General features: G+C 65.6%; 14 protein-coding genes, 1 tRNA gene and 3 pseudogenes. 9 read left to right on the top strand and 9 right to left on the bottom strand.

The genetic code is table 11. The features are described from left to right. Window positions 1–66: 66 nt before the first annotated feature. From OUO20_RS13950 to OUO20_RS13940, 3 genes are read left to right on the top strand one after another with little or no spacing between them, the layout of a single operon-like run. Window positions 67–1,635, top strand: coding sequence for an NCS1 family nucleobase:cation symporter-1 (locus OUO20_RS13950; protein WP_268001974.1), 1,569 nt, complete (start codon window positions 67–69; stop codon window positions 1,633–1,635). Window positions 1,636–1,661: 26 nt separating this feature from the next. After that, window positions 1,662–2,405, top strand: a complete 744-nt coding sequence (locus tag OUO20_RS13945; protein WP_056392547.1) for an aspartate/glutamate racemase family protein — start codon at window positions 1,662–1,664, stop codon at window positions 2,403–2,405. Between the two features lie 13 nt (window positions 2,406–2,418). Further along, entirely contained in the window at window positions 2,419–3,180 is a 762-nt protein-coding gene (locus tag OUO20_RS13940) for an SDR family oxidoreductase (protein ID WP_268001973.1), read from the top strand. 40 nt (window positions 3,181–3,220) lie between these two features. Here the strand turns inward: OUO20_RS13940 and OUO20_RS13935 are convergent, their stop codons facing one another. The 3 genes and pseudogenes from OUO20_RS13935 to OUO20_RS13925 form a co-directional block, all read right to left on the bottom strand. Beyond that, window positions 3,221–3,598 carry a sterol carrier family protein gene (locus OUO20_RS13935; RefSeq protein ID WP_018768993.1) on the bottom strand — a complete coding sequence of 126 codons (378 nt, stop codon included), beginning with the start codon at window positions 3,596–3,598 and terminating at the stop codon, window positions 3,221–3,223. A gap of 40 nt (window positions 3,599–3,638) precedes the next feature. Next, window positions 3,639–4,655, bottom strand: coding sequence for an asparaginase (locus OUO20_RS13930; RefSeq protein WP_268001972.1), 1,017 nt, complete (start codon window positions 4,653–4,655; stop codon window positions 3,639–3,641). A gap of 53 nt (window positions 4,656–4,708) precedes the next feature. After that, window positions 4,709–6,294: pseudogene (locus OUO20_RS13925) on the bottom strand (molybdopterin-dependent oxidoreductase). A gap of 95 nt (window positions 6,295–6,389) precedes the next feature. Here OUO20_RS13925 and purD point away from each other — a divergent pair. Then, window positions 6,390–7,705: pseudogene (gene purD / locus OUO20_RS13920) on the top strand (phosphoribosylamine--glycine ligase). Window position 7,706: 1 nt separating this feature from the next. Next, on the top strand, window positions 7,707–8,645 hold the full coding sequence (locus OUO20_RS13915) for a phosphoribosylaminoimidazolesuccinocarboxamide synthase (protein WP_018768989.1): 939 nt from the start codon (window positions 7,707–7,709) through the stop codon (window positions 8,643–8,645). 48 nt (window positions 8,646–8,693) lie between these two features. On the opposite strand, the gene OUO20_RS13910 is transcribed toward OUO20_RS13915, so the two are convergent. Next, entirely contained in the window at window positions 8,694–9,962 is a 1,269-nt protein-coding gene (locus OUO20_RS13910) for a helix-turn-helix domain-containing protein (protein WP_018768988.1), read from the bottom strand. 128 nt (window positions 9,963–10,090) lie between these two features. Between OUO20_RS13910 and OUO20_RS13905 the strand changes: the two genes are divergently transcribed. Further along, window positions 10,091–10,309, top strand: coding sequence for a hypothetical protein (locus tag OUO20_RS13905; protein ID WP_018768987.1), 219 nt, complete (start codon window positions 10,091–10,093; stop codon window positions 10,307–10,309). Between the two features lie 137 nt (window positions 10,310–10,446). Here OUO20_RS13905 and OUO20_RS13900 read toward each other — a convergent pair. The 5 genes and pseudogenes from OUO20_RS13900 to OUO20_RS13880 form a co-directional block, all read right to left on the bottom strand. Continuing rightward, window positions 10,447–10,523, bottom strand: a tRNA-Pro gene (locus OUO20_RS13900). A gap of 83 nt (window positions 10,524–10,606) precedes the next feature. Further along, window positions 10,607–12,433 (bottom strand): ABC transporter ATP-binding protein, encoded by a 1,827-nt coding sequence (locus tag OUO20_RS13895; protein WP_268001971.1) that lies wholly within the window; start codon window positions 12,431–12,433, stop codon window positions 10,607–10,609. Beyond that, window positions 12,430–14,238 (bottom strand): ABC transporter ATP-binding protein, encoded by a 1,809-nt coding sequence (locus tag OUO20_RS13890; protein WP_268001970.1) that lies wholly within the window; start codon window positions 14,236–14,238, stop codon window positions 12,430–12,432. Before OUO20_RS13890 ends, OUO20_RS13895 begins: the two co-directional genes overlap by 4 nt. A 136-nt stretch (window positions 14,239–14,374) precedes the next feature. After that, window positions 14,375–15,319, bottom strand: coding sequence for a metallophosphoesterase (locus OUO20_RS13885; RefSeq protein ID WP_018768984.1), 945 nt, complete (start codon window positions 15,317–15,319; stop codon window positions 14,375–14,377). Between the two features lie 6 nt (window positions 15,320–15,325). Next, window positions 15,326–17,646 (bottom strand): annotated as a pseudogene (locus tag OUO20_RS13880) (transglycosylase domain-containing protein). A gap of 37 nt (window positions 17,647–17,683) precedes the next feature. Between OUO20_RS13880 and OUO20_RS13875 the strand changes: the two are divergent. From OUO20_RS13875 to OUO20_RS13865, 3 genes are read left to right on the top strand one after another with little or no spacing between them, the layout of a single operon-like run. Further along, the gene (locus OUO20_RS13875; protein ID WP_009359196.1) at window positions 17,684–17,839 is read left to right on the top strand and encodes a DUF4177 domain-containing protein; all 156 of its coding nucleotides are present in this window, start codon (window positions 17,684–17,686) and stop codon (window positions 17,837–17,839) included. A 1-nt stretch (window position 17,840) separates the two neighbouring features. Then, window positions 17,841–18,374 carry a RidA family protein gene (locus tag OUO20_RS13870; protein WP_018768982.1) on the top strand — a complete coding sequence of 178 codons (534 nt, stop codon included), beginning with the start codon at window positions 17,841–17,843 and terminating at the stop codon, window positions 18,372–18,374. A gap of 15 nt (window positions 18,375–18,389) precedes the next feature. Then, the gene (locus tag OUO20_RS13865) at window positions 18,390–19,301 is read left to right on the top strand and encodes an NUDIX hydrolase (protein WP_018768981.1); all 912 of its coding nucleotides are present in this window, start codon (window positions 18,390–18,392) and stop codon (window positions 19,299–19,301) included. The last annotated feature ends 45 nt before the right edge of the window (window positions 19,302–19,346 follow it).

The following is a 19,346-nucleotide window of genomic DNA, read 5'->3' as shown; positions in this document are numbered from 1 at the left end:
TGGAATAACAGAAACGACCCAAGGTCGGCCTCACCACACGGAATCCACCAAAGAATTGAGACCCCTATGCAGACCCCTCCATCGGCGGGCGTTGACGCGGACCTGGACCTGACAGCGCCGTCAGCCGGGCCGGTCCACCCGGCCGGCAGTGTCGAAGCCCTGTGCGAATCGGCCAGCGCGGCTTCCGGCAAGAGCATCAGCCCTTCCCTCTACAATGCAGACCTTGCCCCCACCAAACGCACGGGCCGCAGCTGGACGAGCTACAGCATCTTCACCCTGTGGGCCAATGACGTGCACAGCCTGGGCAACTACGCCTTCGCCATTGGGCTGTTCGCTTTGGGGCTGGGCGGGTGGCAGATCCTGATGGCACTCGGCATTGGTGCCGCGCTGCTGTTCGGCCTCCTTACCCTTTCCGGCTTCATGGGGGTGAAGACCGGCGTCCCCTTCCCGGTCATGAGCCGCATCAGCTTCGGCATCAGGGGCGCCCAGATCGCCAGCCTCCTCCGCGGCGCGGTGGCCGTGGCCTGGTTCGGCATTCAGACGTACCTGGCGTCCGTTGTCTTCCGCGTCATGCTCGTGGCCGTGTTTCCGGGCCTCCACGACCTGGACCAGGACTCCCTCCTGGGGCTGTCCACGCTGGGGTGGATGGCATTCGTGGCCCTCTGGGTGGTCCAGCTGGTCATCGTCAGCTTCGGCATGGAGATGATCCGCAAATACGAGGCCTTCGCCGGCCCCGTCATCCTGGCCACCATGGCCGCAATGGCTGTCTGGATCTTCGTGGAGGCCGGCGGAAGCATCGCCTGGTCCTCCAACAAGGCCCTGGAAGGGCCGGAAATGTGGCTCACGATCTTCGCCGGCGGCGCCCTCTGGGTTTCGATCTACGGCACCTTCGTCCTGAACTTCTGCGATTTCACCCGCTCAGCCGTCTCAAAGAAGGCCGTGGTCCGCGGAAACTTCTGGGGCATCCCCATCAACATGCTCGTGTTCGGCGCCATCGTGGTGGTCATGGCCGGTGGCCAGTTCAAAATCAACGGGACCATCATCAAGAGCCCCTCGGATATCGTCCAGACCATCCCCAACACGCTCTTCCTGGTCCTTGCGTGCCTTGCCCTGCTGATCCTGACCATCGCAGTGAACCTCATGGCCAACTTCGTCGCCCCTGTCTACGCCCTGACCAACCTGTTCCCCCGGCGGTTGAACTTCCGCAAGGCAGCAATGGTCTCCGCCACCATCGGCCTGGTCATCCTGCCCTGGAACCTCTACAACAACCCGCTGGTCATCGTGTACTTCCTGGGCGGCCTCGGTGCCTTGCTCGGCCCGCTGTTCGGCGTCGTCATGGCTGACTACTGGCTGATCCGCCGTGGCAAGGTCAACGTCCCCGAGCTCTACACGGCATCACCGGAGGGCGCGTACTTCTACAGGAAGGGCGTCAACCCCCGGGCGATCATCGCCATGGTTCCGGCCGCCGTCCTTGCCCTGCTGATCGCCTTCGTACCGGCACTGGCTGCCGCGGCACCCTTCGCCTGGTTCTTCGCAGCGGGCATTGCGGCGGCACTGTACTTCTTCATCGCCGACCGCAACCAAAGGCTGGACGACCACGACGGGGAAGCCATCGCCGTCGTCAGTACCCACTGAGCCAGTCACAAGCAAGGACCTACCCAATGCGCATACTTGTCGCCAACGTAAACACCACGCAATCAATGACGGACTCCATCGCGGCCTCGGCACGCAGTGTTGCCGCTCCCGGCACGGAAATCGTGGGAATCACCCCGAGGTTCGGCGCGGACTCCTGCGAAGGCAACTTCGAAAGCTACCTGGCTGCCATCGCCGTGATGGACGCCGTCACCTCCTTCCCGGGAACGTTTGACGCCGTCATCCAGGCCGGCTACGGCGAGCACGGGAGGGAAGGGCTCCAGGAACTGCTGGACGTGCCGGTGGTCGACATCACCGAGGCTGCCGCCGGCACAGCCATGTTCCTGGGCCATAAGTACTCGGTGGTCACCACGCTGGACCGGACGGTTCCCCTCATCGAGGACCGGCTGAAGCTGGCCGGCCTGGACGCAAGATGTGCTTCCGTCCGTGCCAGCGGAATGGCGGTCCTGGAACTCGAGGAGGAACCGGAACGCGCCGTTGAGGCAATCATCAACCAGGCCATGCTGGCCGTCACTGAGGACAAGGCCGAGGTGATTGTCCTTGGCTGCGGCGGGATGGCGGGGCTGGACGAACAGATCCGGCAACGGGCAGGCGTTCCCGTAGTGGACGGTGTGGCCTCGGCCGTAACCATCGCCGAATCGCTGGTCCGGATGGGCCTTTCCACCTCCAAGGTGCGGACCTTCGCTGCGCCGCGTCCCAAGACCGTCATAGGCTGGCCGCTGAACAAGCCGGCCGTGCCGGTGCAGTTTTAGGCCAGGAGACCGCATGACCACTTCCCTTCCCACAGCACGCGTCGCCGTAGTGACCGGGGCCGGCTCCGGCATTGGCCGGGAGGTTGCCCGGCAGATGCTGGCCGACGGCTACCGCGTGGTGCTGGCCGGCCGCCGCGAGGCCCAACTTGCTGAAACGGCGGACGGCCACGCGGACGCCCTGGTGGTGCCGTGCGACGTCACCCGGCGCGACGACGTCGAACGGCTTTTCGAGGCAGCGCGCCGGAAGTGGGGGCGGGTGGACGTCCTGTTCAACAATGCCGGCGTGTTCGGTCCCGCCGCCGGGGTGGATGAGATCAGCCTGGAAGACTGGAACGCCACCCTTGCCGTGAACCTCACCGGGTCCATGCTGTGCGCCGCCGCGGCGGTAAGGACCATGAAATCGCAGGAACCGCAGGGCGGCCGGATCATCAACAACGGCTCCATCTCGGCGCATTCACCGCGGCCGCGGACGGTGGCGTATACGGTCACCAAGCATGCCATGACAGGCCTGACCAGGAGCATCGAACTGGACGGCCGGGGTTACGGCATCACCTGCGGGCAGATCGACATCGGCAACACCGCCACCGACATCATGGACACCATCGGCGTCGGCTCGGGGGCCCTGCAGGCAGACGGCAGCCGCAAGGTGGAGCCCATGTTTCCGGTGGCGGACGCGGCCCACGCAGTACTGATGATGGCCAACATGCCGGCCTCGGCCAGCGTGGGGTCAGTAGTGGTCACCGCTGCGGGCATGCCCTTCATCGGTCGCGGCTAAGGCTTCTGCCGGGCCGGAGCAGCGCGAAGGGCCGGAGGGGCTAGAGGGGCAGCAGGGCTGACAGGTCCGCGCGCAGCCCGGACGCGGCCACCTTGCCGGCGCTGACTGCGTCGGCCCACTCCATCTGTCCCGTCACCATCGCAAGCCAGGTGGCGGCGTCGCACTCAATCACGTTGGGCGGGGTGCCGCGCGTATGCCGCGGGCCCTCAACGCACTGGGTGACGCCGAACGGCGGGACGCGCACCTCCACGGAGTTTCCCGGTGCACGCGCCGTCAGCTCCTCCAGCGAGTACCTGACGGCAGTGGCCAGGACGGTTCGCGGCAAGGGAGCGTCCGACGACGGCTGGGCAGCTTCCAGCCATGCGTTCAGTGCTGCTTTGCCTTGCTGGACGTCAATACGACGGCGGGCTACGGCCATGCGGTCAGCCTTCCTTTGATGTCTGGTGTGGGAAGGGGTGTCAGTCCAGGAGGGCGGAAACAGCAGGGCCCAGGCGGATTTTCCCTACCGGCCGTCCGCCGCCCATCACCGGTTCCACCACCTGCTCCAGGACGCTGGCAACTCCCGGGATCTCCACGGCCCCCGCCGCGGCGAGCAGCGTCAGGGCCACCAGCGAGGTGGCCCTGATGTTTCCGTCCAGGATCTTGACGGCCACGGACACGCCCTGCGGAGTGGCCATGGCCAGCACCCCCTCTGCCCCGATCTTGGCGATGATCTCCAGCTCGTCCATCACCAGGGTGTTGGCCTCGCCACGGCCCTGTACCGCCCATGGGTAATCGAGCATCGAAGTGGCGATGGTGGCGGCCCTGGCGCTGAAGCTCTGGTCCCCGGGAGCCTTGGCGAGCTGGGAGTAAGCCCTGGCCAGGCCTTTCAGGGAGACAGCCGCCACGGGGGCGCCGCAGCCGTCGATCCCCAGGTGGGCGATCTTCTCACCCGTGTATTCCTCCACAACGGTGCGCACGCGCTGCTGCAGCGGGTGGTTCGGCTCCAGGTAGCTGTGCGTGTCCCACCCGTTTTCCGTGCAGGCCCACAGGAAAGCGGCGTGCTTTCCGGAGCAGTTGTACGCCAGCCGCGACTTGCCCTTTTCGGAGCGCACCAGCCAGTTCCGGGCCGTTTCATCCTGCGGCCAGGCCTCGGGGCACTGCAGCTGGTCTTCACGGACTCCGGCGGCCTTGAGCATGCCCGCCACCACGTCCATGTGGTCCAGGGAGCCCGTGTGGCTTCCGCAGGCAATGGCCACCTGGGCGCCCCGCAGCGGAACCCCGGACTGCATGGCGGCCAATGCCTGGAACGGCTTGAGCGTGGACCGCGCGAAGATGGGCGTGTTGATGTCTCCGAGTTCGGTGACCACCGAGCCGTCGGCGGACAGGAGCACGGCGGAACCGATGTGCCGCGACTCCACAAAGCCGCTGCGTTCGATCACGGCCAGTTCGACGGCGGAGTCAACAGTGAAGGTGGCATGCGGATTATGCGGCATACTGCCAGTCTATGGGCCAGCCCCGCAGAAGCCCGGGCACTCCGGGCTGCGGCCTACTGCACGGTGACCATTATCGACTGCCAGCCCGACGCACCGTCAGGCACGGGATCTGCGCGCTGGTCGGTTTGGACCGCCCCGGTCCCGTCGGTTGCCCGTACCTTGATGTAGTGGGGGCCGGGCGTGGCGTCCCACTCATAGGACCACTGGCGCCAGGTAACGGTGGACGCTTCGGCGGAGAGGGTGGCTTCCGCCCACCCGCCGTTGTCGATCTGGATTTCCACTTTGCTGATGCCGCGAGTTTGGGCCCATGCGGTGCCGCCCACCGCGACTTTCCCGGCCGGCACCTTCGCGAAGGACTTGGGCACGTCCACGCGGGCCATCGTCTTGATGGGGCCGCGCTCGGACCAGCCGCGCTCGGTCCAGTAGGCCTTGCTGTCCGCGAAACGGGTGACCTCCAGGTCCACCACCCATTTGGTGGCGGACACAAACCCGTACAGTCCGGGGACCACCATCCGCACGGGGTAGCCGTGCTCCAGCGGAAGCGGCTCACCGTTCATGCCGATGGCCAGCATGGCGTCCCTGTCATCCTGCAGGACCTCAAGGGGAGTGGAAGCGCTGAAGCCGTCGATGGACTTTGACAGCACCATGTCTGCTCCGTCTTTGGGCTTGGCGCGCGCCAGCACCTCACGGATGGGCAGGCCCAGCCACTTGGCGTTTCCGGCGAGGTTGCCGCCCACTGGATTGGACACGCAGGTGAGCGTGACGTGGGATTCGATGAGCTCGGCGTCGAGCAGGTCCTGGAAGGTGAGCGTCACTTCCTGCTCCACCAGCCCGTGAACGCGCAGTTCCCAGTCGTCAACGTTGATTTCCGGCACGCTCAAAGCCGTATCGATCCGGTAGAACTCGCCGTTGGGCGTCAGCCACGGCGGGACGCCGGGGACCGTGGACTGGACCCCGGCCGGTACGGCGGCTGCAGCTTTCGCCGGCGTTGGCAGGCTCAACGCTTCACGGGCCTGGGCCACATTGCTGCGCGCCGCAGCCAGCAGCCGCCCACCGGTGGCGGCGATGCCCGCGGCTACGGCCGTGATCCCGGCAGTGGCGAAGAAGCGCCGGCGGCTGGTGCCTTCGCCCCCAGGCCGTTCGCCGCCGTCGGACGCTGTATCCGCCGGCGCTTCCGGCCACGCCTTCAGCCCCCACAGCGGCACCATCAGGCGGTGCAGGACCACCAGTCCGGCCAGGGTTCCCAGCACCGAAGGGATGGCGTCGGCGGGCCCCACGCCGGCGCGGGTCACCACGCTGGCCACGATCACGGCCCCCATGAAGAGCACACCCAGGACGCCGAGGGCCCATTTCCGGTAGGCCACCACGCCCAGGATGCAGGCGAGCACCGCAATGGTCAGGCCCATGCCCACGAATAGCGCTGTCTTGTCGTTGGTGCCGAACGTGGCGATCGCAAAGTCCTTGAGCCACGGCGGCGTGAAGTCGATGAAAGTGGACCCCAGGGCAAAGAGGGGGTGGCGCGGGCGGTAAAAAATGCGCCAATCAGCTCCGCAACGGCAAGTACGACGGCGGCTGCCACCACGCCTGCCAACGCGGCCATGGTTCCGGCGCCTGTCATCCTGTTTCGCAGCTTTGTCATATGTATGGTTCGGAGCGGGCGGGACTCCGGATTGACCAGGCGGGGGAGGACACAGCTTAGGAGCGGGGAGGGTGCACAAAGTACCCTTGGACACTGTGAAGGTACTCGTCATTGGCCCCGGAGGCCGCGAACACGCCATTGTCCGCTCCCTGCTCGCCGACCCCAACGTGTCCGAGGTCCACGCGGCACCTGGCAATGCCGGCATCAGCAAACTGGTTCCCACCTACGAGATCAACGGCAACGATCCCGACGCCGTCGCCGGGCTGGCCGCACGGCTCGGTGTAGACCTCGTGGTGGTGGGCCCGGAAGCTCCGCTGGCCGCAGGCGTATCGGACGCCGTCCGCGAAGCCGGGATCCCCGTCTTCGGACCCAGCAAGGCAGCAGCCCAGCTGGAGGCCTCGAAGGCCTTCGCCAAGGAGGTCATGGCGGAAGCCGGCGTCCCCACGGCGATGGCCATGGTGGCCACCAACGCCGAGGAAGCAGCATCGGCACTGGACACCTTCGGCGCCCCCTACGTGGTGAAGGACGATGGACTCGCCGCGGGCAAGGGTGTTGTTGTCACCCGCAACCGCGATGAAGCTTTGGCACATGCCCAGTCCTGCTTCGACGCGGGCGGCTCCGTGGTCATCGAGGAGTTCCTGGACGGCCCGGAGGTTTCCCTGTTTGTGCTCTGCGACGGGCAGAACACGGTGGCGCTCTCGCCCGCCCAGGACTTCAAGCGCATTTTCGACAACGACGAAGGGCCCAATACCGGCGGCATGGGTGCCTATACCCCGCTTGAATGGGCCCCCGAGGGGCTGGTGCAGGAAGTCCTTGAACGCGTGGCCCAGCCCACCGTCAACGAGATGGCCCGCCGCGGCACCCCTTTCGTCGGCGTGCTGTTCGTCGGCCTGGCCCTCACGTCACGCGGCACCCGCGTGATCGAGTTCAACGTCCGCTTCGGCGACCCGGAAACCCAGGCCGTCCTCGCCCGGCTCAAGACCCCCTCGGTGCGCTGCTGATGGCCGCCGCCAAGGGCGAACTGGACAAGGCTGAGGAGCTGCGGTGGTCCAAGGAGGCCGCCGTCGCCGTCGTCATTGCCTCCGAAAACTACCCGGACACGCCCCGCACCGGTGATCGGATCCGTGGCCTCAAGAAAGTGGAAGCGCTGGACGGCGTGCACGTTATCCACGCCGGAACCGCCCTGGACAAGGAAGGCAAGGTGGTGTCCGCCGGCGGCCGTGTCCTGGCGGTTGTCGCCCTGGGCAGTGACCTGGTGGAGGCGCGCGAGAAAGCGTACGACGGCGTGGAGCTGGTTCAGCTGGACGGGGCGCAGTTCCGCACCGACATCGCCCGCAAAGCCGCCCGTGGCGAGATCAAGGTTCCTTACGGCGCCACCGGTTCGATGCCCATCGTGAAAGCAAAGGCCTGACATGACTGAAAACCGAGAGAACCGCGGCTACGCCACCAAAACACTGGATCTTCCCGGCTGGACCCACGTCTACTCCGGCAAGGTGCGCGACCTCTATGAGCCCGCCGACGAATCCATCCTGCAGCGCGTTGGGCAGGACTGCGTACTGGTGGTGGCCAGCGACCGCATCAGCGCCTTTGACCATGTGCTGTCCAGCGAAATCCCGGACAAGGGACGCATCCTCACGCAACTGAGCCTCTGGTGGTTCGACCAGTTGGGCGTGGAACACCATGTGCTCGGCTCCACGGTGGAGGACGGCGTCCCGGCCGAGGTTGAAGGCCGGGCCATGATCTGCAAGAAGCTGGACATGTTCCCGGTGGAATGCATCGCACGCGGCTACCTCACGGGCTCCGGCCTGCAGGAGTACAAGGCCTCCGGAACCGTATGCAACATCCCGCTGCCGGAAGGGCTGGTGGACGGATCCCGGCTGGAGCACGCCATCTTCACGCCGTCGGCCAAAGCGCTGATCGGGGAGCACGATGAAAACATCACCTACGACGCCGTAGTGGCGCTGGTGGGCGACGACATCGCGGGCCGCCTCAGTGAGTTGACACTGAAGATTTACACGACGGCGGAAAAGATCGCCCGGGAGCGCGGCATCATCCTGGCGGACACCAAGGTGGAGTTCGGCTACGACGCAGCCTCCGGGTCGATCACTCTGGGCGACGAGGTGCTGACCCCGGATTCCTCGCGTTTCTGGGACGCTGCCACCTACAAGCCGGGCCAGGCCCAGCCGTCCTACGACAAACAGTATGTGCGGGACTGGCTGACATCGGCGGAGTCCGGCTGGGACAAGGCCTCGGACACGCCGCCGCCGGCGCTCCCCGCTGAAGTAGTGGAACGGACCCGCAGCCGCTACGTCGAAGCATACGAGAAGATCACGGGGAAGGCGTTCTCCTAGAACAACCGGAAGCCAGGTAAGCCCGCACTGCGGGTTTACCTGGCCTGGTCAGCTGGCTTTCGCAGCCGCAGCGGCGGCGCGTTTCTGCGCCAGCTTAATCTCGAGGATCGCGTCCAGCGCCTGTTGAACCCGGTCCTGGGCGCCGGCAGTGGCGAAGGCCTTTTGGGCTTCCTCGAGATGCACCAGTGCTTCGTCCGTATCACCCGCGGCCTTGAGGGACTTGCCCAGGAGGAGGGAAACTTCACCCGCGGTGTGCTTGGCGAGCTCCGCGCGTTCGGCGTGGATTTCCCGCAGCTTTTCGACGGCGGCCACAATGTCCCCGGTCAGGTACAGCCAGCGGGCACGGATGAAGGCGACCTCCAGCTGATCGGACTTGTTCCCACCCACAATCGACAAGGCCAGTTCGGCACGTTCGATTGCCGACAGGGTCTCCGGCTCCACGATCCCCGAGGAAAGCCGGACGGCTGCGGAGGCCTTGTTGAACCGGGCCCACAGTTCGATGTCATTGGCGGGGGAGAGCAGGCGTGCTGCCCGCTCATGGTGTTTGACGCCTTCCGTGTAGTCATGCCGCATGAACGCAACGTTCCCCACAACCCAGGCCACCTCGCCGGCGAGCTGCGTCATGGAAAGCTCATCCACGTGGTCGATCATGGCCTGGCAATACTTCCAGGCCTCGTCGAGCCGCCCGCTTTCTGCAAGCGCCCCGATCAGCGCGTGATGGGCGTTGATGATCAGGGTGGATCCCTTGGGAAGCTGCCTGCAGAGGTCCACTGCCTGGATCCCCTGGTCCACGGCAAGGCTCAGCTGGCCTTGTCCCTGGTAGATACCCGCCAGCATCTGGTGTGCCCGTACGGCAAGGCCGGCGGATTCCCTGGCCATGGGGTGCTCCAGTAAGTGCTCCATGATCTTCTGGGCTTCGCGCCAGTTTCCCTGTTTGATGAGGCATTCGGCCTGCATATAGGTCATGTTCCACCAGGCGCTGGTGTTCCGCCCCTCGAGGGCAATCTTTGCGGCCGTGGCAGCGTGGCTTGCCGCCAGTGGATAATCACGAAGGTCCCACGCCTGGCGGGCATAGAGGCCTGCCAGCACGTACTCGGCGTCGCTCACGGAAATTGGCTGGCTCCAAGCCTCCAGCGCCTTGGGGGCCAGTTCCAATCTGCGTGCCAATTCTTCAATTACTTCGGCTGTCGGCTCCCGGCGGCCGGTTTCCAGCAGCGAAATGTAGCTGGGTGAATACAGGTCCTTGCCCAGTTCGGCCTGTGTCAGTCCACGCTCCAGGCGCTCCGCGCGGAGCTTTTCTCCGAACCCGTTGCCCACGCGTTTCCTCCTTCTGGACACTTGGGCTGCCGAATGCTTGACAGTCCCTGTGGAAAATATTTTACAATGTGTGTCAACAAGGACAGTGCTGGCTTTGTAACGAATCCGACTCGTATTGAGGAACTTATATGTTGAAGAAGATCGCAACCGCGGCCGTCCTGGCTGGGGCCCTGGCTTTTTCTGCGGCGGCTCCGGCCGTCCTGGCTTCAGGTTCCGTCGCCGATAATTCGGGTGTGTCGGTAGCTGTTGGTAACTGGCCTGATCCCGCCTCAGCAAAGGTGAAGAAGGACAAGAAGACCGATACTACCTACACAACGTACGTGGGCAACTGGCCTGATCCCGCTTAAACAGCTTCCTCACACAGGAGGCGGGAGTGGCCCCGGAGCAACAGCTCCGGGGCCACTCGTTTTAACCCCGGTGTGCCGGGCCGTGACCACATCGAGACAAAAAAGAGGGCCTCCGCAAGGAGACCCTCTTTTCGTTATGGTCGGGATGACAGGATTTGAACCTGCGACCTCTTCGTCCCGAACGAAGCGCGCTACCAAGCTGCGCTACATCCCGATCCGCTGCAAAAGCAACTTTACAAGGATAGCCGATTCCGGGTCCCGATGCGAAATCCTGCCCGGTCCGGGGCGGGACGCGGGTCAGACCAGGGAGTCCTTCCACGCCCCATGCAGGTCGGCGAAGCGTCCGCCGCCGCCGATCAGTTCCTCCGGCGTGCCGTCCTCCACGATCCGCCCGTCGTGCACCACCAGGACACGGTCCGCCGTCTCCACCGTGGACAAGCGGTGGGCGATGATCAACGCCGTCCGGCGTCTGGCTTCCGTGCCGGCCAGCAGGCGGGCCAGTCCGGCCTGCACCAGGCGCTCGGACGGGATGTCCAGTGAGGAGGTTGCCTCGTCCAGGATCAGCACGGCCGGCTGCGCCAGGAACGCCCTGGCAAAGCTGATCAGCTGCCGCTGGCCGGAGGAGACCCTGCCGCCGCGCTTGTTGACGTCGGTGTCGTAGCCCACGGGAAGTTCAAGGATGAATTCGTGGGCGCCAACTGCCTTGGCGGCCTCTTCGATTTCGGCGCGTGATGCCTCCGGCCGGCCCAGGGCGATGTTGTCCGCCACCGAGCCGCTGAACAGGAAGGCCTCCTGGGTGACCATGACGATGTTCCGGCGGAGGTCGGTGGTGGCCAGGTCGCGGAGGTCCACGCCGTCCAGGGTGAGCGTTCCCGAGGTGACGTCGTAGAACCGGGCGATGAGTTTGGCCAGGGTGGATTTTCCAGCGCCCGTTTGTCCCACCAGCGCCACTGTCTGTCCGGCCGGGATGTGCAGGTCCAGGCGCGGCACCACCAACGGACCGTCGCCATAGCGGAACTCGACGCCGTTGAAGTCGATGCGTCCCGTGGCGCTGGGCAGGGCCACCGGGTTCCTGGGTGGCCGGACCGTGGGAACCTCTTCGAGCAGTCCGGACACCTTCTCCAGTGCTGCCTGCGCGCTCTGGAATGAGTTGTAGAACATGGCCATCTGGTCCACCGGCTGGAAGAACCGCTTGGTGGACAGGATGAGGGCCAGGAGCACGCCCACTGCCAGGCCGCCGTCCAGCACCCGGAATCCGCCGAAGAGCAGGACCACGGCAACGCAGACGTTGCCAATCAGCACCAGTCCCGGTTGGAAGATGCCGTTGAGGTTGATGGAGCGGACTGTGACCAGGCGGTAGTCCTCGGCGAGTTTCCCGTAGCGCTCCGAGTTCTCCTTCTCCTTGCGGAAGGCCTTGACGGCGCGGATGCCGGTCATGGTCTCCACGAAATGCACGATCAGCCGGGCGGAGACCACGCGGGACTCCCTGAAGGCAATCTGCGAGTGCTTCTGGTACCAGCGAGAAAGGAAGAACATCGGCACGCCGGCGGCCAGCACCAGCAAACCGCTCCGCCAGTCCAGGGCAAAGATGGTGACGGCGGTGAAGGCCATGAAGAGCATTCCCGAAGCCAGTGAACTGACCCCCGAGTCGAGGAGTTCGCGCAGTGCTTCAAGGTCTGAGGTCTGCCGGGCGATGATCCTGCCGGAGGTGTATTTCTCGTGGAACTCCAGGCTGAGCCGCTGCGTGTGCCGGAAGACGCGCACCCTGAGGTCCAGCAGCATCGCCTGGCTGAGCCGCGCCGTGGAGGTGACGTACAGGGCGGTGAGTCCCGCCGTCGCAATGGCTGCCAGAAGGTAGGCGACGCCGGTGAACACCAAGGGGGCGTTGTTGCCGGCCTGGAGGGCGGGAAGGGCATGGTCGATCCCGAACGCGATCAGTGCCGGGCCGGCCACCCGCGCGGTCTGGGACAGGACCACCATGGCGATGGTCAGCCAGAACCGCGCCCGCACGGGACGGATCAGCGATCGCAGCAGGGCAAGTGACCGCCGTCGTACTGCCCGGCTGTCGCTCTTGCTGAGGTGGGCATTGTCTTCATTTGCGGTGCCGAACGTTGCAGTGCTCATCGGGACACTTCCTCAGCATTGTCTTCAAGTGCCGACAGTTCAGAGTCCAGGTCCCGCGGCTCCCGGTCCAGGCTGGCGATGACGTAGCGGTAGTGCTGGTTATGGGCCAGCAGTTCGGTGTGCGTTCCGACGGCGGCGATGCGGCCGTCCTCCAGCAGGGCCACCCGGTCCGCGAGGGCCACGGTGGACGGCCGGTGGGCCACGATCAGGGTGGTGGTATCCTTCAGGACCTCGCGGAGGCGGGCCTCCACCAGCTCCTCGGTGTGGACGTCCAGGGCTGACAGCGGGTCGTCCAGGACCAGGATCCGCGGACGGGCGGCGATGGCACGTGCCAGGGCGATCCGTTGCCGCTGGCCGCCGGACAGGCTCAGGCCTTCCTCGCCGATCAACGTGTCCACACCCCCGGGCAGGGAATAGGCGAAGTGCGCCTGCGCCACATCGAGGGCCTCGTCCAGGACCGCCTCTGTGCGGGCCGGGGCGCCGAGCAGGACGTTGTCCCGCACGGAATTGAAAAAGAGCGTGGTGTCCTCGAAGGCCACCCCCACGATCCGGCGCAGCTCCTCCACACCGAAGTCCCGGATGTCGACGCCGTCGATGGTGATGGCGCCGCCGGTGACGTCGTACAGGCGCGGCACCAGCTGGATCAGCGCACTCTTGCCGCTGCCGGTGATGCCCACCAGGGCCATGGTTTCGCCGGGCCGGATGTCCAGGTTGATGTCCTTGAGAATGGGCTTGTCCGGGGCGTCCTCGAAGGCGAAGGTTGCGTTGTTGAAGCGCAGTGCCCCGGCCAGCTCAGCCGGCCGGCGGGGCTGGGCGGGACTGGTGATGGTGTTTTGCGTGTCCATCACTTCGTAGTGGCGGTCGACGGCGGTCTTGGCGGTGAGTGCCATGGCCAGCAGCATGCCGGAGAATTCCACGGGGGAGGCGATGACTGCCGCGGTGGCGAAGAACGCCACCAGGGAGCCGATGCTCAACTGGCCGCTGGCGCACAGCATGACCCCGACCACCAGGCCGGCTCCCAGGGCGAGTTCAGGAAGCAGGGTGACCACCATGGTGAACGTTGCCTGGTGGCGTGCCTTCTCGATCTCTGTCTGGCGCAGGCCCTCTGCCTGCTCGTTGAAGTTTTCCAGGGCTTCCCGGCTGCGTCCGAAGGCCTTGAGCACGCGGATGCCGTGGACCGATTCCTCCACGGTGGTGGCAAGGTCGCCGGCCTGGTCCTGGCTTCGCCGCGCCACCTTGCTGAACCGGGTGCGGAACCGGAAGCTGTTGATGGTGATGGGAACGGCGGCGGCCAGGAAGATCAGGGCCAGCTGCCAGCTCATGGCGAACATGGCCACGACGCCGATGATCACCGTCAGGGTGGTGACCACCAGCATGATGGCGCCAAAAGCCATCCAGCGGCGCAGGAAGTTCAGGTCCGTCATGGCCCGGGACAGCAATTGGCCGGATCCCCACCGGTCGTGGAAGGAGACGGTCAGGTCCTGCAGATGGTTGTAGAGGGACACCCGCATGCGGGTCTCCACGGTGGTGGCGGGGTTGATGACGAACTGCCGGCGCAGCGCCACCAGTCCGGCTTCTGCGATGCCCAGGACCAGGATGACGGCAGCCGACACCCAGACCGCCTCCGGCGTGGCCCCTGGCTGCAGCGCGGTATTGACCAGGACCCGCAGCACCTGGGGGATGGTCAGCGCCACGACGCTTGCGAGCAGGGCGCACAGAAGTCCCAGCAGGAGCCTGGGGATGATGGGCCGGACGTGCGGATAAAGACGGCTGATGGATCGGAAAAATGGAGTCTGCTTGGCCATGCCCGCTTCTCAAGCTCTAAAACGAATGTAGTTTCCTCTAGCAACTACCCTATGCCATTGGCGTGAGGCGGTTCACAGGGATTTGCGGTGCTGGCCGGCTGCTTGCCCAGTTATTGCAGACCGTAATGCTTTCGGTTCAGTTGGGGGAGGTAAGGGTCAGCAGGACGGCCTCGGGTTTGCAGGCGATCCTTACCGGGGCGAAGCGTGAGGTGCCGATGCCGCCGGACACGTTGACCGGCGTCGTGCTTCCGTTGCTTGACCAGTCGTTGAGGCCCTTCGCCCGCCATGTGGGGAGGTCGCAGTTGGCCACGAGGGCGCCATACCCGGGGATGCACAGCTGGCCCCCGTGTGTGTGGCCGGCCAGCAGGAGGTCCGCGCCGCTTTCGGTGAAGTGGTCCAGGACCCGCTGGTACGGTGCATGGATGACCGCGATCCTGAGGTGGTCCTTGGCATCCTGGCTGACCGTTCCACGGGGCCAGCCGGCGTACCGTTCCCGGTTCAGGTGCGGGTCGTCGACGCCGGAGAAATCGAAGCGCATGCCGTTGAGGACCAATGACTGGTGGCGATTGGTCAGGTCCACCCAGCCGCTCATGCCGAAGCCGGACCGCAGGCGCGGCCAGTCGAGGGCAACCGGCTTGGGCTTCGCCTTGGACGGCCCCAGCAGGTAGGACGCAGGGTTCTTTGGGCTGGGCGCGAAGTAGTCGTTGGACCCGGGGACAAAGACGCCGGGGAACTGCAGCAGCGGTTTCAGGGCATCCAGCAGCGGGTCCACAGCCTTCACGTGGCTGAGGTTGTCGCCGGTGTTCACCACCAGGTCCGGCCTGAGGTCCGCCAGGGACCTTAGCCAATCAGCCTTCTTCCGCTGCCCCGGCACGAAGTGGATGTCGCTCAGGTGCAGGATGCGGAACGGACCGCGGCCGGGAGGGAGGATGGCCAGGGTTTCCTCCCGGAGGACGAACTGGTTCTTCTCCCACAGGCCGTAGCCGAAGGCTGCCATTCCGGCCGCGGCCCCGGCGCCTGCAGTGACGGCAAAGCCGCGCCCGATTGCGCGGGCGCGGCCTGCCAGGCTGTCGATGCTCATGCGTGCTTAGCCGTTGCCCTTTCCATTCCCGTTGCCATTGCTGGTGGGGGCGGGGGCCGGCGCCTGGGTGGCGGGCGCCTGCGTTGCCGGCGTGGACGGTACGGGAGCCTGGGTGGCCTGCGGGGTGGTCCTTCCAGGCGAGGTAGTGGTTGTTCCGTTGACCATGTTGCTCGGCGGTGCCGGGAACGGGTTGGTGCCGTATGCCGGGGCGATCTTCGCCATGTAGTTGGAGAACATGGGACCGGCGATCATGTAACCATCGATGCCTTTATAGAACTTGCCGTTGACCGTGATGTTCTGCCCTGCACGGTCCTGTGCTCCCAGCGGGTCGCCGAACCAGGCGGCCGTTGCCAGGCCGGTGGTATGCCCAACAACCCAGGTGGAGCCGTTGTTGTTGGACGTACCGGTCTTGGCACCAATGGGGAAGCTGGTCTTGGTGGAAATCCGGGGCTGGATCAGCGAACCGGAGCCCCTGTTCAGCACTTCCTGGAGCGCGTAGTTCACGCCGCGTGCAACCTCCGGTTTGATGGCGTCACGGCAGCTGCTGGACTGTGCCGGGAGCTGCTTGCCGGTGGCGTCCGTCACCGAGGTGATGGCGATGGGCTCGCAGTACTTGCCGTCGTTAGCGAAGGTGGCAAACGCGCTGGCCATGGTCAGCGGAGAGGTCTGCGTGGACCCCAGCAGGTTGCCCAGCGTCATCATGTTCACCTTGGGGTTCGGCTCGCTGCCGTCCGCTGAGGGCAGGCCGCTGTGCAATCCCACCGCATCAGCGATCTTCTGGATGCCGCAGAAGTCCAGCTGTGCCGCGGACGCAAACGTCACCGTGTTGATCGAGTTGTAAAGGCCCTCCAGGACCGACAGCGGCTTGTACCACTGGGGCTCGGCGTTCTGGAGGTCGTCAGCCGCGTCCAGGCCCGCGTTCTTCTGCGCCGTGCTGTAGGCACCCTGGACCTTGCCGCAGGTGTTGCGCCACGGATAGCCGATCGGGTAAACGCGCTGGGCCGCGTTGACCATGGTGTTCATGGACTTGCCCTCGTTGAGCCACTCGGCAAAGGTGAACGGCTTCATGGTGGACCCGGGCTGGGCGCCGCCCATGCCGTTGAGGTCGTTGCCGTCCTTATCCAGCTTGTCCACGTTGAAGTTGAGCTGGGAATCGAAGCCCTGGCCGGGCAGGAATGTGGTGTTCTGGGCCATTGAGATGATCTTGCCCGTACCCGGCTGCACCGACACCATGGAGGCACCCCACTTGTCGGGGTTGGCGCCGGCGGCGGCATTGGCCTGCTCCTGGGCCGTGGCCTGGGCCTTGGGGTCCAGTGTGGTGGTGATGGTCAGGCCGCCGCCGTAGATCAGCCGCTGGCGCTCCTTGACGTCCGCGCCGTAGGCAGGGTTGTTCTCCAGCAGGTGCAGGATGTAGTCGCAGAAGTACGGGGCCGAGGCCGCGTAGGCGCAGCCCTGCTTGGGCTGGGTCACCTTGGGCTCCACCGGGGTGGCGACGGCGGCGTCGTGTTCCGCCTGGGTGATCTTCTTCTGGTCAAGCATCAGTCCCAGCACCAGGTCCCTGCGCTGCTTTGACTTCTCGGGATTGATGATGGGGTCAAAGGCGGAGGGGCTGTTCACCAGGCCGGCCAGCAGCGCTGCCTGGGGGAGCGTCAGGTCCTTGGCGGTGGTGCTGAAGAAGTACCTGGAAGCGGCCTCGATGCCATATGCATCACGGTTGAAGAACACGATGTTCAGGTAGCCCTCAAGGATCTGGTCCTTGCTGAACTCCTTCTCCAGGGCGATGGCGAGCTTCATCTCGCGGAGCTTGTCACCAACACCCTTGTTGACGCCGTTCAGCTTGATCTGGTCCTCCTCGCCGGCGGCGGCGAGGTTGGCGTTGAGAACGTTGTTGACGTACTGCTGAGTGATGGTGGAGGCACCCTGCTTGTTGCCTCGGATGGTGCTGACCAGCGCGCGGAGGATACCGGTGGTGTCCACGCCGCCGTGGTCATAGAACCTGCTGTCCTCGACGGCGAGGATGGCGTTCTTCATGTTCGGTGAAATCTGGTCCAGCGGAACCTTGGTGCGGTTCTCGGTATAGACGCTGGCGATCTCGCTGCCGTCGGCAGCCAGGATCCGGGTGGTCTGGCTGGGGGATCTACCTTCAGCTCCGCCGGAAGGGAATCGAAAAAGTCGATGGAACCGCTTGCCGCGCTGCCGGAGACGGCCGCGGCAGGCACCAGGAGGCCTGCCACGAGGACACCGCAAATTGCGCTCACACCAAGGAAAAGAAGGATCTTACCCAGTGTGGTGGCAGTGTCGAATAAGGGGTTCTTGCGAGTCGCCATGTTTTCCACTTTACCGGCAAGGGCTACGCTTTCTTTCATGACCAAATGGGAGTACGCGACGATTCCGCTCATTATCCACGCCACAAAGCAGATCCTGGACCAGTGGGGAGAGGACGGCTGGGAGCTCGTCCAGGTAGTCCCCGGACCTGACGGCAACGGCCTTGTCGCCTACCTCAAAAGGGAGAAGCAGTAGCATGAGCACCCCCGCAGAAGCCCAGTCCAGCGCCGCAGCGGCGCCCGTATCCGCCGTCGAGCAGCGCCTCGCGGAACTCGGCATCACCCTGCCCGAGGTCGCCGCCCCGGTGGCCTCCTACGTTCCCGCCGTCGTCTCCGGGAGCCATGTCTACACCTCGGGCCAGTTGCCGTTTATTAACGGCAAACTCGAAGCTACGGGCAAGGTGTCCGCGGGCACCGAAGGGTACGCCGACGAGCCCACCGTTTCCCCGGAGGACGCGCAGCGCTTCGCAGCGGTCTGCGCCGTCAACGCCCTGGCCGCCGTCAAGAGCGTCATCGGGGACCTGGACCGGATCACCCGGATCGTGAAGGTGGTGGGATTCGTCGCTTCGGATCCCTCGTTCACGGGCCAGCCCGCCGTCGTCAACGGTGCCTCGGAACTGCTGGGCCGCGTCCTCGGTGACGCCGGGCAGCACGCACGTTCCGCCGTCGGCGTTGCCGTTCTTCCGCTCGACTCTCCCGTAGAGGTCGAGCTCATTGCCGAATTCAGCTAAGACCGGACACTTCCCTTGCCGCACCTCGCACGACGCCTTTTTGCACTTCCCCAAGACCTTGAAGGGGCGGCGCAAAGCTGGCTCGAACACGGCGAGCGCACCCCCCGGGCCGCGCGCTACGCCTCATCCGTAGTCCTCCTGCGTGATTCACCCACCGGCCTGGAGACTTGGCTGGGTTACCGGCCCGGCTCCTCGCCGCTGGGCGTCCTGGCGTTCCCCGGCGGGTCCCTTGACCCGGCCGACGACGACGCCATGGGTTGGCTGGGACCCTCACCGCAGCATTGGGCCGAGCAGATGGGAACGGACGACGTCGGGCTGGCCCGCCGCCACGTGGTGGGCGCCATCCGGGAACTCTTCGAGGAGACCGGCGTGCTCCTGGCCGGTCCCGACATGTCCAGCACGGTGGAGGCCACGTCCACGTCCGAGTGGATGCGGGCACGCGTGGCGGTGGCCGACCAGGAGAAGACGCTTGCCCAGGTGCTGGGCAAGCGCGGGCTCTCCCTGCGCACCGACCTGCTCAAGTCCCTCGTCAACTGGCGCAGCCCCGACTTCGCGCACCGCCGCTTCGACACCCGCTACTTCGCCGCCACGGTGCCGCTGGGCCAGGAACCTTCGCTGCTGGACGGCAAGGGCGTGTGGGGCAGGTGGGTCAACGCCGCGCAGGTGATCCAGGAGCGGAACTCCACGGCGCTGGGCGACGAGGCAGGCCAGGAGAACACGGTGGGCCGCCCGCTGGGCGAACTGCTGGTCCCGGGTTCCGAAATCATGCTCGAGAAGATGGCCGCGGCCAACGGCTGCATTGCCTACCTGAGCTACAAGCGCAAGCCCCACGTTTACCAGCCAACCCTGGTTGAAGAGGACGGCAGGCTCATGCTCGAAGTCGAGGCTGCCAAGACCGTGGCGGGGGACCACCAGCGCGAACGCTGACGCTCCACGGAGCCGGGTAAAATCTTCACCAAAGCCACACCGGGA

This window comes from Arthrobacter sp. FX8, from assembly GCF_026723805.1.
Lineage (GTDB): Bacteria > Actinomycetota > Actinomycetes > Actinomycetales > Micrococcaceae > Arthrobacter.
Note: the sequence above shows the minus strand (reverse complement) of the source record. Positions and strands in the feature narration are given on the sequence as shown.

Coding starts and splice junctions, on each gene's coding strand:
- OUO20_RS13950 (WP_268001974.1), top strand. CDS start 67: ATGCAGACCCCTCCATCGGCGGGCGTTGACGCGGACCTGGACCTGACA.
- OUO20_RS13945 (WP_056392547.1), top strand. CDS start 1,662: ATGCGCATACTTGTCGCCAACGTAAACACCACGCAATCAATGACGGAC.
- OUO20_RS13895 (WP_268001971.1), bottom strand. CDS start 12,433: ATGAGCACTGCAACGTTCGGCACCGCAAATGAAGACAATGCCCACCTC.
- OUO20_RS13905 (WP_018768987.1), top strand. CDS start 10,091: ATGTTGAAGAAGATCGCAACCGCGGCCGTCCTGGCTGGGGCCCTGGCT.
- OUO20_RS13915 (WP_018768989.1), top strand. CDS start 7,707: ATGACTGAAAACCGAGAGAACCGCGGCTACGCCACCAAAACACTGGAT.
- OUO20_RS13875 (WP_009359196.1), top strand. CDS start 17,684: ATGACCAAATGGGAGTACGCGACGATTCCGCTCATTATCCACGCCACA.
- OUO20_RS13940 (WP_268001973.1), top strand. CDS start 2,419: ATGACCACTTCCCTTCCCACAGCACGCGTCGCCGTAGTGACCGGGGCC.
- OUO20_RS13870 (WP_018768982.1), top strand. CDS start 17,841: ATGAGCACCCCCGCAGAAGCCCAGTCCAGCGCCGCAGCGGCGCCCGTA.
- OUO20_RS13885 (WP_018768984.1), bottom strand. CDS start 15,319: ATGAGCATCGACAGCCTGGCAGGCCGCGCCCGCGCAATCGGGCGCGGC.
- OUO20_RS13935 (WP_018768993.1), bottom strand. CDS start 3,598: ATGGCCGTAGCCCGCCGTCGTATTGACGTCCAGCAAGGCAAAGCAGCA.
- OUO20_RS13890 (WP_268001970.1), bottom strand. CDS start 14,238: ATGGCCAAGCAGACTCCATTTTTCCGATCCATCAGCCGTCTTTATCCG.
- OUO20_RS13930 (WP_268001972.1), bottom strand. CDS start 4,655: ATGCCGCATAATCCGCATGCCACCTTCACTGTTGACTCCGCCGTCGAA.